The following is a 13,532-nucleotide window of genomic DNA, read 5'->3' as shown; positions in this document are numbered from 1 at the left end:
TCCTTCCTCACTGAACCTGATAGACGGGGTCGAGCACAACGGCGCGCAACGCCGCTTCGAAATCGGCGGGCAGGGGCCCGGCAACCGGCGGGAGCGGGGCGAGGGCGCGCCATGTTTGGCCCGCGTCGCGCCAGGGCGCGGGCAACGACGCGCGCCACGCCCCGGCATCGAGATAGACGTTGCGCCGCGCGCGCGCGATCCCGGCCATGGCGGCTTGCGACGGACGCTCGTTGGCGTTCATCATCTGCATCGCGGGGGCGGGGCGCGTGGACGCGGGCGTGGCCATCATCATCATTTCGCCGCCCATCATCCCGCCGGCGGCGAGCTGATCGGTGTAGGACACGCCCGATTTGCGCATGTCGGCGAGATCGAATTCGAGCTTGCCGCCGCAATAAAGATCGCCCGCGCGCGCCTTGCCGCATTGGGGATTGTTCAAGGTCTGTTGCGCGGCGATCGCGGGGAATGTTTCGCCGTCGATCTCGATCCAGTCGACGAACAGATTGCGGTCGCCCTTGCGCACGCCATTGACGACCGGGGCCGCGCCGTCGTTGACGAATTCGATCTTCACCTTCGAAACCGGCCCGTCATAGGGCAAGCGCACCACGCCCCAGGCCCAGTCGGTGCGGTCGGCCAGCGCGCCGAATTTCTCCGAATCGTTGGCGAACTCGATGTCGCGCGTTTCCTTCAAGGCGCCATCGTCGACCGTGACGACCATGCGCGGCGGGCCTTGCCACGCATCGCCCGCGACGCGCACGGCGAGCGCCCGGCCTTTGGACGACGGCACCAGATCGCGATTGGCGAGCAGGCGCGTGAGCACGTCGTTGCGGTTCACCAGCAACGCGGGCGTGATCCAGATCGTGTCGCCGGGCCAGCCTTTGACGTTCGGCGGCTCGAACAAATCCTGGCCCAGACGCTTGCCGTAGACCGGCAAGGCTTGCAGATCGACGACCGGCAAGCCCAGATCGCGATGCAGGCCGGCGATCAGCACGGCGGGCGATTTGACGATGGCGCCGCGATTTTCCTTGGCCCAGAACGCGTTCGACGTGAACAGCGCGCGCAAGGCGGGGCGGATCTCGTAGCGGGAACCGCGCATCGCGGCGGCGACGCGTTCGATTTCGGCTTCCGGCGGCAATTGCGGCGAGACGAATTCGCGCCACATCTTCTCGGCGATGAATTGTGCCGTGCGCTTCTGTTCGAGAACGATGCGCGCGACGTCGTCGGCGTCGAACTGGCCCTTGCGGCCCAGGAATTCCTTCGTGCCGTCGTCGAAATTGCCGCGGAAGAAGCGATAGCCGAAATCCGTCGTCACCTCGATGCCGCGGCCGGTCAACGCGCGCGCGATTTCCTTGATGTCGCGCTCGCTGTAATGGCCTTCGCCCAGCGTGAACAGCTCCAGCAATTCGCGCGCGAGGTTTTCGTTCGGGCGGCCTTTGCGGTTGGTGTTGTTGTCGAGATAGCGCAGCATGATCGGCTCGCGCAGAATCTCGTAGACCAGCACGGCGAAATTGCCGCCCGCTTCGCGGCGGAACAGCGCGTTCTGATCCGCCATGCGATGCACGTTATAGGTCACCGCTTCGAACGCCGAGACGAAGTGGTTATGCCAGAACAGCGTCATCCGCTCGGTCAGCGGCGATGGCGTCGAGATCATTTCGGCGTACCACCAGGCTTTGAGCTGCTGCAGCTCCTGCCTTCGCGCGGGGATGAATTTGTCGCGATCCTCCTGCGTCATCTTCGGCCAGTCGCGATAGGCGGGCCAGGGCTTGGACAGGAATTCGGGCGGCGGCACCGACGGTTCGCGGCGCATGCGCGAAAGCAACAGGTCGACGGCCTGTGCGCGGTCGAGCGGGGCGAGTTCCGCAATTTCCGCGGCCGTGGCGCCAAAGCCGGTGCGGCTCAAAAGATGGCGGGAATCTTCCAGTGTCAAGGCGCTGGCCGCGCCCGTCGCAAGAAGTGTGACCGAAAAACCCAACCCTGCCCAAAACCGCGCCATTCAAGCCTCCGAATGCAAATGCCCTCGGCCAATGGCGAGGGCATTCTGGACTCCGCTGGCGGCGCCACATTACGTCGCGGGGCGCCTTTCGGATTCCACTAGCATATTTCGGATTGGATTACACGCATCTCGTTTGTTATTGCGCCTTCACCTTCACATAGGTGCCGGGGGCGGGACCCAGGACTTTCAAGGCGCCGTCGCCGGGTTTGCGCGCCGGGATCTGTTCGCCGGCATAGGCTTTCACCCATTCGTCCCATGTCGGCCACCACGAGCCTTGGCGCTGCGTGGCGGTTTCGAGCCACTGCTCGGCCCGCTTGGGCAGCTTGTCGTTGACCCAATGGCCGTATTTGCCCGACGCGGGCGGATTGACCACGCCCGCGATATGGCCCGACGCGGCGAGGCAGAATTTCGTCGGCCCCGTGTAAAGCTGCGTGGCGAGATAGGTCGATTTCCACGGCGCGATGTGATCTTCGCGCGTCGACAGGATGAACACCGGCAGATCGATCTTGGTCAGGTCGATCTTGGTGCCGAGCAGCTTGATCTTGCCGCGCGACAGCCGGTTCTCCTGATACATCTGGCGCAGATAGAAGGAATGCATCGCCGCCGGCATGCGCGTGGAATCGGAATTCCAGTAGAGCAGGTCGAACGGGAAGGGCTCCTTGCCCAGCAGATAATTGTTCACGACGAACGACCAGATCAGGTCGTTGGCGCGCAGCATGTTGAACGTGTTCGCCATGTCGGCCCCGTCGAGGAAGCCGCGCTCGTTCATCTTCTCCTCGAGGGCGGCGAGTTGCTCCTCGTCGATGAACACCGACAATTCGCCCGCTTCCGCGAAATCGACCATCGTGGTGAAGAACGTCGCCGACGCGACGCGCTTCTCGCCCTTCGCCGCGAGATAGGCGAGGGTGCACGCGGTCAGCGTGCCGCCCAGGCAATAGCCGATCAGATTGATCTCGCGCTCGCCCGTCGCCTTCTCGATCGCGTCCATCGCGGCGAGCGGCCCTTCGACCATGTAGTCGTCGAAGCTTTTCTCGGCGAGTTCGGAATCGGGATTGACCCAGGACACGACGAACACCGTGTGGCCTTGGCCCACCGCCCATTTGATGAAGCTGTTCTTCTCGCGCAGATCCAGGATGTAGAACTTGTTGATCCAGGGCGGGACGATCAGCAGCGGCGTCTTGGCCACCGTCTCGGTCGTCGGCGTGTACTGGATCAATTCCATCAGATCGTTGCGGAAGACGACCGCCCCCGGCGTCACGCCGATATTCTCGCCGACGCGGAACGCGTCCATATCCGTCATGCGGATTTGCAGCTTGCCGTGGCCGCGCTCCAAATCCGCGAGCAGGTTCTGCAAACCCTTCACGAGATTCTCGCCGCCGCTTTCCAGCGTCTCGCGCAGCACCTCGGGATTGGTCATCGCGAAATTCGACGGCGCCATCGCGTCGACGAATTGGCGCGTGTAGAAATCCACCTTGCGCGCCGTTTTGTCGTCCAGCCCGTCGACCTCGCGCACGCGGCTTTGCAGCCAGCGCGCCGACAGCAGATACGACTGCTTGATGAAATCGAAGACGTAGTTCTCGTCCCACAGCGCGTCTTTGAAGCGCCGGTCGTCGGCGTTGGGCGTGGCGACGGGTTCCGATTGCTCGCCCAGCATCTTGCGCGTCGTCGACTGCCACAAGGACATGTAGTCCTGCCACAGCGTGATCTGCGCCTGCACCAGCTTCGCGGGGTTCTGCATCATCCGCGCGGTCATGTCGAAGAACGCCTGACCGAGATTCAGCGGATCGGGATTGCCGAACGCGAGCGGGCTTTGCCGCGACAGGAAATCGGTCACCACGCGCTGGCTGCGCTCGGCGATGTCGGTCATCATCTTCGACATCTCGACCGGATCGGGAAGTTTTGCGTCGCGATCGGGTTTGTCGGCCATCGGCGTGTTCTCCCGCTTGGCCCCGGCTTCGGGCCCTGCACTAGCGTCTTGAGCTTGATCTGATTATAACTCGGGGAATGTTTCAATCTCCTAAAACCCGATTCGCGTCGATTTTGCTGGGGGTTACGTTCCTGGCGGGGTGCGGATCCGACCAGGTCGTGACGCGCAATGTGGTCGCCGCGGGGCGCGCGGTGGGCGACGGGATCGCGTCGGTGACCGGCACGCCGGTGCCCGAACGGCGCGAAGCGGTCGATGCGCCCGACCCCGGTAACACGCCTTATCCCAATCTCGGCACGTTCCCGGTGCGCCCGCCGCGCGGCGGGCAGGAGGCGCGCGCGGCCGAAGTTCGCAGCCTGGAACAGCAGCGCGACGCCGCCCTGGAGTTCGACGCCAAGCTGCGCGCGATCGATCCGGTCCTTGATCCCGGTGCCCGCCCGCCCGAGCCGCCGGCGATTGCGGCCGCGATCGAAGCGCCGACGGCGCCCGCACCCGTCGCGGCCCCGGTCCCTGTCGTTGTGCCGCCGGCCCCGGCACCGGTCGCCGTACCTGCGCCCGCACCGCAAGCCGTCGCACCGGTTCTCCGGCCGAGCGTGGCACCGGCCCCTGTGGTCGTCCCGCCGCCAGTCGCCCCCGCCCAAGTCACGCCGCCGCAAATCGCGGCCGCGCCCTCGGCGCGCGCAACACCATCGACCGGCGCCATCGTGGGCAGCGTCGATTTCGTTGAAGGCACGGTTCAATTGACCGCGCAGGCCAAGAACGATCTGCGCGCGGCGGTGATTGCGGCGCAATCGCGCAATGGCATCGTGCGCGTGACGCCCGCGACGAACATGTCGCTATCGCCCGTCGATCAAAGCCTGACGTCGCGGCGCATGGCGGCGATCGCGATCGAGCTTGAAACGCTCGGCCTCGATCGCTCGCGCATCGTCGTCGATCAAGGCTGGCTGCGCGCGGCCCGCATTTCGGTCGAGTATTAGCCCACCAACCAGCGCCCGATGGCGACGACGAAAACGCCGATCATCGCGGCGATCATGTCGTCGCGCGCGAAGCGCATCGCCAGCGCCACGGCCGCGAGCGCGATCAACTCCGGGATATTGCCCTTCATCGCGACCGGCGCGACGATGCCGATCATCACGGCGAGCGGCGTGCCCTTCAACGCCGCTTCGACGCGCGGCGTCACCGGAATGAAGCGCATCAGCATATAGCCGCCCACGCGGCAGAACAGCGACGCCGCCGCCATCGCCGCCAGTGCGGGCAGGAATTCGGGGCGGAACATCAGGCGGCCCCCTTGGTCGTGTCGGGCTTATGCGTCAGCGCGGCGACCAAGCCGCCGGCAAGACCGGCGGCGACGATCGTCCAGCCGCCGGGCGCGAAGCGATCGACGATCAGCGCCACGATCGCCGCGACGATCAGGTTGGCGTAGGGCACGCGCTTGGCTTTGCGCACCATGCCGATCGCCATGGCGGCGGAGAAGGCGACGAGCAGGAAATCGACACCCAGCGCCTTGGGATTGGCGAGCAAGCCGCCCATCGTGGCGCCCGCGAAGGTGCCCAACAGCCAGGGCCCGAAACTGGCGACGCCCGAGCCAAGCACGAAACCGGCGTCGCGCTCGCCGTCGTTATAGGCGGCCATCGACAGGACCCAGTTCCCGTCGCCGAGCACGGCAAGGGTGGAGTAGGCGAAGGCGGGATTGGTTTTCGACAGCCACGGCCACATCGACGCGCTGTAAAGCAAGTAACGCGCGTTGAGCAGCAGGATCGCCGCCGCGATCGCCGCGATTCCGGCCGAGCCGCCGCCGTCGATCCCCGTGCCGGTCAACGCGCTGGCCGCCGCGATCTGGGCCGTGCCCGAATAGACGACCGCCGACATCGCCAGCGCTTCGGCCAGCCAAATACCCGCTTCGCGCGACAACAGGCCGAAGGCGAGGCCGTAAAACAGGATGCCGATCGACATCGGCTGCGCGCGCCAGAAGCCGCGTTTGAAGCCTGCCCAACTGACTGTGATGGAATCCGAAACCATGGGGGTATCTCCCCCGGCGGCCGCGATGCTGTCAAACGCGGCGAAAACATGGCCGACCCGGCGGGATTGTCATGGGACAGCAAAGTCTTAGCCCGGTCCCTTTTTCGGGTGCGCGACCGGGCCCCGCGATGTAGATAGACCCTCCCGGCGCCGTGGGGCGCCGAATCCAGAAGGCCAATTCGTGCCATGAATGACGAGTTCTACCGCATCAAGCGCCTGCCGCCCTACGTGTTCGCCGAAGTGAACGCGCAGAAGGCTACGGCACGAGCTGCGGGGGACGATGTCGTCGATCTTGGCATGGGCAACCCGGACCTTCCCACGCCGGCGCATATCGTCGCGAAGCTGACGGAAGCCGTGCAGGATCCGCGCACGCATCGCTATTCGACGTCGCGCGGCATTCCCGGTTTGCGCAAGGCGCACGCCGCCTATTACGCGCGCCGCTTCAACGTCGATCTCGATCCGGAAACGGAAACGATCGTCACGCTGGGCTCCAAGGAAGGCCTGGCCAATTTGGCGCAGGCGATCACCAGCCCCGGCGACGTGATCCTGGTGCCGAACCCGAGCTATCCGATCCATCCCTACGGCTTCATCATGGCGGGCGCTTCGATCCGCCATCTGCCGACGGATGTGTCCACACCCGAAGGCGTGGAAGTCTTCTTCGCGAGCCTGGAGCGCGCGGTGAAGCACTCGGTGCCCAAGCCGGTCGCGCTGATCTTGAACTACCCGTCGAACCCGACGGCGCAGGTCGTCGATCTGGGCTTCTACGAGCGTTGCGTCGGCTATTGCCGCGCGCACGGGATCTGGATCCTGTCGGATTTGGCGTATTCGGAGATTTTCTTCGACGGCAATCCGCCGCCGTCGATTCTGGAAATCCCCGGCGCCAAGGATGTCGCGGTCGAGTTCACGTCGATGTCGAAGACCTATTCGATGGCCGGCTGGCGTGTGGGTTTCGCCGCGGGCAACAAGACGCTGATCAAGGCCCTGTCGCGAATCAAGAGCTATCTCGACTACGGCGCCTTCACGCCCGTGCAGGTCGCGGCGACCGCCGCGTTGAACGGGCCGCAAGAATGCGTGGCCGAGGCGCGCGAGATCTATCGCCAGCGCCGCGACGTGCTGATCCAGGGCCTCGCGCAAGCGGGCTGGAACGTGCCGAGCCCGCCCGCGTCGATGTTCGCCTGGGCGCCGATCCCGCCGCAATTCGCGCATTTGGGTTCGCTCGAATTCTCGAAGCGTTTGATGGCCGGGGCCAATGTCGCCGTGGCGCCGGGCATCGGCTTCGGCGAATACGGCGACACGCATGTCCGTATGGCGCTGGTCGAAAACGTGCACCGCATCCGTCAGGCGGTGCGCCAGATCAAGGCGTTCATGGCGTCGCCCGATCGCCTGCCCGAACCGCCGACCCAGAAGCTCGCAAAGAAACACGCATGAGTGCTGCACCTCTCGACATCGCCGTCGCCGGCCTGGGTACGGTCGGTGCGGGCGTCATCAAGTTGATCGAAGCCAACGGCGCGCTGATCGCGCGGCGCGGCGGGCGGCCCTTGCGGGTCGTCGCCGTGGCCGCGCGCGAGCGCAAGAAGGATCGCGGCGTCGATCTTTCCAAGGTCGAATGGTACGACGACGCTTCGCGCATGGCCGCCGAAGCCAAATGCGACGTGGTCGTCGAACTGATCGGCGGGGCCGACGGCATCGCGCACGCAACGGTCGAAGCGGCGTTGAAGGCGGGCAAACATGTCGTCACCGCGAACAAGGCATTGCTCGCCCATCGCGGCACGGAGCTCGCGCGCGTCGCCGAGGATAAGGGCCTGACCATCGCCTACGAAGCGGCGGTGGCGGGCGGCATTCCGATCATCAAGGCGATCCGCGAAGGTCTCGCCGGCAATCGCGTGTCGCGCGTCTACGGCATCCTCAACGGTACCTGCAATTACATCCTGACGCGGATGCGCAAATCGGGCGAAGCCTTCGCCGACGTGCTCGCCGACGCGCAGAAGCTGGGTTACGCCGAAGCCGATCCCAGCTTCGATGTCGACGGCATCGACGCCGCGCACAAGCTCGCGATCCTTGCGGGCGTGGCGTTCGGCACGCGCATCGATTTCCCCGGTGTGCATGTCGAAGGCATTCGCCGCATCGGTTCGGAAGACATCCAGTTCGCGCGCGAACTCGGCTTCCGTATCAAGTTGCTGGGTATCGCCGAGCTGACCGAGGCGGGGCTGATGCAGCGCGTGCATCCCTGCATGGTGCCGCTGGAAACGCCGATCGCGCATGTCGAGGACGTCTACAACGCCGTCGTCGCCGAAGGCGATTTCGTCGGGCGTCTCGTTTGCGAAGGGCGCGGAGCGGGGGCGGGGCCGACGGCCTCGGCCGTCGTCGCCGATATTGTCGATATCGCGCATGGCCGCCGGCCGATGACGTTCCAATTGCCCGCCGCCGAACTCGCGGCCCCCACGCGTCTGCCGATCGCGGCGCGCAAGGGCAGCTACTATATCCGTCTCGATGTGGTCGATCGGCCCGGCGTGATGGCCGACGTGACCGCGACCTTGCGCGACGAAAACGTCAGCCTCGCCTCGATGCTCCAGCGTGGCCGTGCACCCGGCGAGCGCGTGCCCGTCGTGCTGGTGACGCACGAGACCGAGGAAGCCGGCATGCGCCGCGCCCTCGATCGCATTTCCAAACTCGGCGCCGTGCTCGAAGAGCCGCATGTCGTCCGGATCGAACGTTTCTGACGGGAGGAAGTAACCTTGCCCAGCCCCACCGCCATCAGCCTCGATCGCAACCTCGCCATGGAGGTCGTGCGCGTGACCGAAGCGGCGGCCCTTGCCGCGTCGCGCCTGATGGGCCGCGGCGACGAGAAGGCCGCCGATCAAGCCGCCGTCGACCATATGCGCCGCGCGCTCAACTCGCTCGCCATCGAAGGCACCGTCGTGATCGGCGAAGGCGAACGCGACGAAGCGCCGATGCTTTATATCGGGGAGAAGGTCGGCCAAGGCGGCATCAAGGTCGATATCGCGCTCGATCCGCTCGAAGGCACCACCATCACCGCGAAGGGCGGCCCCAACGCGCTGGCCGTCATCGCGATGGCCGAGCAGGGCGGCTTCTTGAACGCGCCCGACGTCTATATGGACAAGATCGCGGTGGGCGGCGGTTTGCCCGCCGATCTGGTCGATCTGGATGCCACGCCGGAAGCGAATTTGAAGGCGCTGGCCAAGGCCAAGGGCCTGGACGTGGCGGATATCGTCGCCTGCATCCTCGACCGGCCGCGCCATGCCGAATTGATCGCCAAGGTGCGCGAGGCGGGCGCGCGCATCATGCTGATTTCCGACGGCGACGTGTCGGGCGTGATCGCGACCTCGCGCCCTGAGTCGGGTGTCGACATCTATATGGGCTCAGGCGGGGCGCCCGAAGGCGTGCTGGCGGCGGCGGCGCTGCGCTGCATCGGCGGCCAGATCCAAGGCCGTTTGCTGTTCCGCAACGACGACGAGCGCGGCCGCGCCAAGCGTCTGGGTATCACCGATTTGAACCGCAAATACGGTCTGCTCGATCTCGCCAAAGGCGACGTGATGTTCGCCGCCACGGGCGTGACCGACGGCACGATGTTGAAGGGCGTGCGCCGCTTCCAGAACGGCGCTTCGACGCATTCGATCATCATGCGCTCCAAGACGGGCACCGTGCGCACGATCGAGGCGACGCACAACTACGCGGTCAAGCCGGGGCCCTGATGGACGCCGCCGCTTTCCTCGGCGTCCAGCGTTCGGCCCTCGGCCGGTTCTGGCGGCCGAGGCTGGCGGACGAGCGCGCGGCGTTGGCATTGGCCCAGCGTTTGGGCGTGCCCGAAATCGTCGCGCGTATTCTCGCCGGGCGCGGCGTCGATGCCGATGCGGCACCGGGTTTCCTCGAGCCGCGCTTGCGCGACGCGCTGCCCGATCCGTTCGGCTTCAAGGATATGGATCGCGCGGCCACGCGCCTTGTCGCCGCGATCAAAGCCAAAGAGACGATCGCCGTGTTCGGCGATTACGACGTCGACGGCGCCACGTCGTCGGCCTTGCTGCGCGGCTTCTTCGCTTCCGTCGGCGGCGAAAGCGTCGTCTATATCCCCGACCGGATGAAGGAAGGCTACGGCCCCAACGCGCCGGCCTTGCTGAAACTGAAAGCCGACGGGGCGGGTGTCGCCGTGACCGTCGATTGCGGCACGACCGCGCATGCGCCGTTGCAAGCGGCGAGCGACGCGGGCCTCGACATGATCGTGGTCGATCATCACGCCGCCGAACCGCAACTGCCCAAGGCGTTCGCCATCGTCAATCCGAACCGGCTCGACGAAAGCGGCGCGCATGGGCAGATGGCGGCGGTGGGGGTGGCGTTCCTGCTGGCGGTCGCGGTCAATCGCCGTTTGCGCGACGAAGGTTTGCGTCATCTCGACAACGAAGGTCTGCTCGGTCTGCTCGATCTCGTGGCGCTTGGCACCGTCTGCGACGTGGTGCCGCTTACCGGCGTCAATCGCGCTTATGTCGCGCAAGGCCTGAAGGCCATCGCGTCGCGTGCGCGGCCGGGGATCGCGGCGCTGGCCGATGTCGCGGGGCTTTCCGAAACCCCGCAGGCCTTCCATTTGGGTTTCACGCTGGGCCCGCGCGTCAATGCCGGCGGGCGCGTGGGCGAGGCCGATCTCGGCACGCGATTGCTGACGACGCAAGATCCGCTGGAAGCGGCGGAGATCGCGCGCAAGCTCGACGGCTATAATCGCGAGCGGCAGCGCATCGAAGCCGAAGTGCTCGAAGCCGCGCTGACCGAAGCCGAGGCGATGGGCAAATCCGATTTCGTCTGCGTGGCGGGCGAGGGCTGGCATGCGGGCGTCATCGGTATCGTCGCCAGCCGCCTCAAGGAAAAATACGACCGGCCCGCACTGGTGATCGCGTTGGACGGCGAAATCGGCAAGGGCTCGGCGCGCTCGGCGATGGGTTTCGATATCGGGGCCGCGACCATCGCGGCACGCGCCGAAGGTCTGCTGATCAACGGCGGCGGCCATGCCAATGCGGCGGGTTTGACCGTCGCGCGCGACGCGCTGCCGGCGTTACAGAATTTCCTGAGCGCGCGCGTCGCCGCATATTTTTCGGATGCGCCGCGCGTTTCGACCTACGACCTCGATGGCGCAATGTCGCTCGCGGGCGCTACCACTGGCTTCCTGGACGAGATCGAGAAGATCGGTCCCTTCGGCATGGGCAACCCGGAACCGCGCTTCGCCTTCGCCAATTTGCGGATCGCAAAAGCCGATATCGTCGGCACGGACCATGTCCGTTGCTTTTTGCAAGATGCGCGGGGCGCCAGGCTGGCCGGTATCGCTTTCCGGTCCGCGTCCTCGCCGTTGGGTACACTGTTGCTGCGCGGCGACGGTGCTGCATTGCACATCGCCGGGCGGTTGAAACGCGACACTTGGCGCGGCACGCAGCGCGTACAACTGCATATCGAGGATGCGGCGCCGGCGTAATTCTTTAAACAAGATTTCACCGCCCCATGCCATGTTATTCGACATGGACGATGAATCGGAAATCGCGGCCCTGCGGGCGGAACTGGCGGAAGCGCATGCGCGCATCGCACGCCAGCGCGATTTCATGGCGCAATTGATTCACGAGTTCCGCAGCCCGCTGAACGCGATCGCCGGCTTCGCCGAGATCATGGCCGAAGGCAAATTCGGCCCGATGGGCAATCCGCGCTACGTCGATTACGCGCGCGACATCCACACCGCCGCGATCCATTTAAGCGAGCTGGTCGTCGATACGCTCGACGTCGCGCGCTTCTCCTCGGGCCAGTACACGCTGGAGGAGGAGGTTTGCGATCTCGCCGGCGTGTTGAATTTCGCGGCCGCCACGGTGCGCGGCCTCGCCGAGCGCAACCGGCAAAATCTCGATCTCGATCTGCCCGCGCATCTTTCCGTCTTCGCCGATCCGCGCGCCTTGCGTCAGATCGCGATCAATCTTCTGTCGAACGCGGTGAAGTTCACGCCGGCCGGCGGCACGATCCGCTTGGCCGCGCGCGTCGCGGCGGACGGCACGCCGGGTTTCGGCGTGTCCGACACCGGTGCCGGAATGGACGCCGAGACGTTGGCGCGCGTTACCAAGCTTTATGCGATATCCAGCGAAGGCGTGCGCGGCGAGAAGGGCACGGGGCTGGGGCTGTCGATCGTGCGCCTGCTGACCGAGTTGCACGGCGGCAAGCTCGCCGTCGATAGCGTGCCGGGTTCGGGCACGGATGCCTGGGTGTCGCTGCCGCCTTGGCGCGCGCGCAGCGGCCCGCCGCCGATCCATCCGTGGGAGAACGTCGCGTGACGGGAGCGGGGCAGCCGAAGCTCGACCGCATCGCATTGCGCGAGATCGCTTCCTCGCACGCGCGCTTCCGCAAGGGTGATCCGCAAGGACGGCGCGCCAAGCTCAGTTTCTACGATCTCGCCGGGCTCGATCTCGACGGGCTCGATCTTTCCGGCGCGGATCTCACCGGCGCGCAGATGCGCGGCTGTTCGGCGCGCGGCGCCAATTTCAAGGGTTCCACGCTGTTCTGCGCCGATTTGCGTTTCGCGCGCTTGGGCGGTGCGGATCTATCGGGTGCGGATCTTCGCGGCGCCACCTTGCGCGGGGCGGATTTGTCCGACGCCAAAATGGTCGCCTGCGATCTGCGCGAAGGCAAACTCGCCCGCCAGCGCCACGAAGGCTCGAGCGCCACGGGTCAATCGATCGGCGGCGTGGTCGATGCCGCGACCGCCGTGCTGAAGGGGGTGGATCTCAGCCGCGCTCAGCTCGACGGCACGATCGCCATGCAGGTCGATCTGACCGACGTGAAATTCGCCGGCGCCAAGATGGTGCGCGTCGATTTTCGCAACGCCAACTTCACCGGTGCGGATCTGCGCGACGCGGAAATGCGCGCCTGCGATCTGGCCGGGGCGACCTTGCGCGGCACGGTCGTCGCCGGCGCCATCCTGGCGGGCACGTCGCTGGCGCGCGCCGATATCGCGGGCGCCATTCTCGATCGCGCGATCCGCGAAGCGCTGGCCACCGGCGGCAATGCCAGCGCGCAATTGCGCGATGTGCGCGCCAAGCTCGCGGCGCTGGTCGAAGCGCATGTCGCGTGGATCGCCACGCAAGGCGCCGAAGGGGCCAGGCTCGATCTCGCCGGGGCCGATCTTGGCGGTGCCGATCTCGCGGGGCTCGACCTGTCGGGGGCGAGTTTGCGCAATGCCTATGCCGCCGGCGCCAAATTCGCGCGCTCGTCGCTGGTTTTGTCCGATTTGTCGTTCGGCGATTTCTCGGCGGCGGATTTTTGCGGCGCCGATCTGCGCGCGGTCACGCTGAAGCGCGGATTCTTCGCCGAGGCGCGGTTCGCGCAGGCCGATTTCCGCCCGGTGCGCGTGGGCGGGCCCGGCGGACAGGCGATGGCCGCCAATCTGGAATTCGGCCGCTTCTGGCGCGCCGATTTCGCCGGCGCCAATCTAACGCGCGCGAGCTTGGCGGGGGCCACGTTCGATGGCGCCGATCTGCGCGGCGCCGATTTGCGCGACTGCGTTATCGCCGACGCCCGCTTCGACGGCGCCCAGCGGGATTAACGCCAAAAACCCGGATGCGC

11 protein-coding genes are annotated in these 13,532 nt (G+C 66.2%); 7 read left to right on the top strand and 4 right to left on the bottom strand.

The genetic code is table 11. The features are described 5' to 3' along the window. Nucleotides 1–7: 7 nt before the first annotated feature. Both J0H39_11960 and phaC read right to left on the bottom strand, forming a co-directional pair. Nucleotides 8–1,990, bottom strand: coding sequence for a DUF1800 family protein (locus J0H39_11960; GenBank protein MBN9497461.1), 1,983 nt, complete (start codon nucleotides 1,988–1,990; stop codon nucleotides 8–10). 136 nt (nucleotides 1,991–2,126) lie between these two features. Continuing rightward, a complete protein-coding gene (gene phaC / locus J0H39_11955) occupies nucleotides 2,127–3,917 on the bottom strand; it encodes a class I poly(R)-hydroxyalkanoic acid synthase (GenBank protein MBN9497460.1) in 1,791 nt (596 codons plus the stop codon). A gap of 158 nt (nucleotides 3,918–4,075) precedes the next feature. On the opposite strand from phaC, the gene J0H39_11950 reads away from it, so the two are divergent. Continuing rightward, nucleotides 4,076–4,891, top strand: coding sequence for a hypothetical protein (locus tag J0H39_11950; GenBank protein ID MBN9497459.1), 816 nt, complete (start codon nucleotides 4,076–4,078; stop codon nucleotides 4,889–4,891). Here the strand turns inward: J0H39_11950 and J0H39_11945 are convergent. Then, nucleotides 4,888–5,190, bottom strand: coding sequence for an AzlD domain-containing protein (locus J0H39_11945; GenBank protein MBN9497458.1), 303 nt, complete (start codon nucleotides 5,188–5,190; stop codon nucleotides 4,888–4,890). The two genes, J0H39_11950 and J0H39_11945, sit on opposite strands and share 4 nt — an antisense overlap. Continuing rightward, entirely contained in the window at nucleotides 5,190–5,933 is a 744-nt protein-coding gene (locus J0H39_11940; GenBank protein ID MBN9497457.1) for an AzlC family ABC transporter permease, read from the bottom strand. Before J0H39_11940 ends, J0H39_11945 begins: the two co-directional genes overlap by 1 nt. A gap of 186 nt (nucleotides 5,934–6,119) precedes the next feature. On the opposite strand from J0H39_11940, the gene J0H39_11935 reads away from it, so the two are divergent. From J0H39_11935 to J0H39_11910, 6 genes are read left to right on the top strand one after another with little or no spacing between them, the layout of a single operon-like run. Continuing rightward, complete coding sequence (locus J0H39_11935) at nucleotides 6,120–7,361, top strand: LL-diaminopimelate aminotransferase (GenBank protein ID MBN9497456.1); 1,242 nt, start codon at nucleotides 6,120–6,122, stop codon at nucleotides 7,359–7,361. Continuing rightward, nucleotides 7,358–8,653, top strand: a complete 1,296-nt coding sequence (locus J0H39_11930) for a homoserine dehydrogenase (GenBank protein ID MBN9497455.1) — start codon at nucleotides 7,358–7,360, stop codon at nucleotides 8,651–8,653. Before J0H39_11935 ends, J0H39_11930 begins: the two co-directional genes overlap by 4 nt. A 57-nt stretch (nucleotides 8,654–8,710) precedes the next feature. Further along, nucleotides 8,711–9,646 (top strand): class II fructose-bisphosphatase, encoded by a 936-nt coding sequence (glpX, locus tag J0H39_11925; GenBank protein MBN9497454.1) that lies wholly within the window; start codon nucleotides 8,711–8,713, stop codon nucleotides 9,644–9,646. After that, a complete protein-coding gene (gene recJ / locus J0H39_11920) occupies nucleotides 9,646–11,406 on the top strand; it encodes a single-stranded-DNA-specific exonuclease RecJ (protein MBN9497453.1) in 1,761 nt (586 codons plus the stop codon). The genes glpX and recJ overlap by 1 nt, the downstream gene beginning before the upstream one ends. 43 nt (nucleotides 11,407–11,449) lie before the next feature. Continuing rightward, on the top strand, nucleotides 11,450–12,244 hold the full coding sequence (locus tag J0H39_11915; protein MBN9497452.1) for a HAMP domain-containing histidine kinase: 795 nt from the start codon (nucleotides 11,450–11,452) through the stop codon (nucleotides 12,242–12,244). After that, on the top strand, nucleotides 12,241–13,512 hold the full coding sequence (locus J0H39_11910; GenBank protein MBN9497451.1) for a pentapeptide repeat-containing protein: 1,272 nt from the start codon (nucleotides 12,241–12,243) through the stop codon (nucleotides 13,510–13,512). Before J0H39_11915 ends, J0H39_11910 begins: the two co-directional genes overlap by 4 nt. Nucleotides 13,513–13,532: the final 20 nt, after the last annotated feature.

Source organism: Alphaproteobacteria bacterium (assembly GCA_017308135.1).
Taxonomy (GTDB): domain Bacteria; phylum Pseudomonadota; class Alphaproteobacteria; order CACIAM-22H2; family CACIAM-22H2; genus Tagaea.
The sequence above is the reverse complement of the archived record's forward strand: the minus strand, read 5'-3'. Positions and strand labels throughout refer to the sequence as shown.

Excerpts from the sequence above, each read along its gene's own strand:
- J0H39_11960 (MBN9497461.1), bottom strand. The coding sequence starts at position 1,990 with ATGGCGCGGTTTTGGGCAGGGTTGGGTTTTTCGGTCACACTTCTTGCG.
- phaC (MBN9497460.1), bottom strand. The coding sequence starts at position 3,917 with ATGGCCGACAAACCCGATCGCGACGCAAAACTTCCCGATCCGGTCGAG.
- J0H39_11945 (MBN9497458.1), bottom strand. The coding sequence starts at position 5,190 with ATGTTCCGCCCCGAATTCCTGCCCGCACTGGCGGCGATGGCGGCGGCG.
- J0H39_11940 (MBN9497457.1), bottom strand. The coding sequence starts at position 5,933 with ATGGTTTCGGATTCCATCACAGTCAGTTGGGCAGGCTTCAAACGCGGC.
- J0H39_11935 (MBN9497456.1), top strand. The coding sequence starts at position 6,120 with ATGAATGACGAGTTCTACCGCATCAAGCGCCTGCCGCCCTACGTGTTC.
- J0H39_11930 (MBN9497455.1), top strand. The coding sequence starts at position 7,358 with ATGAGTGCTGCACCTCTCGACATCGCCGTCGCCGGCCTGGGTACGGTC.
- glpX (MBN9497454.1), top strand. The coding sequence starts at position 8,711 with ATGGAGGTCGTGCGCGTGACCGAAGCGGCGGCCCTTGCCGCGTCGCGC.
- recJ (MBN9497453.1), top strand. The coding sequence starts at position 9,646 with ATGGACGCCGCCGCTTTCCTCGGCGTCCAGCGTTCGGCCCTCGGCCGG.
- J0H39_11915 (MBN9497452.1), top strand. The coding sequence starts at position 11,450 with ATGGACGATGAATCGGAAATCGCGGCCCTGCGGGCGGAACTGGCGGAA.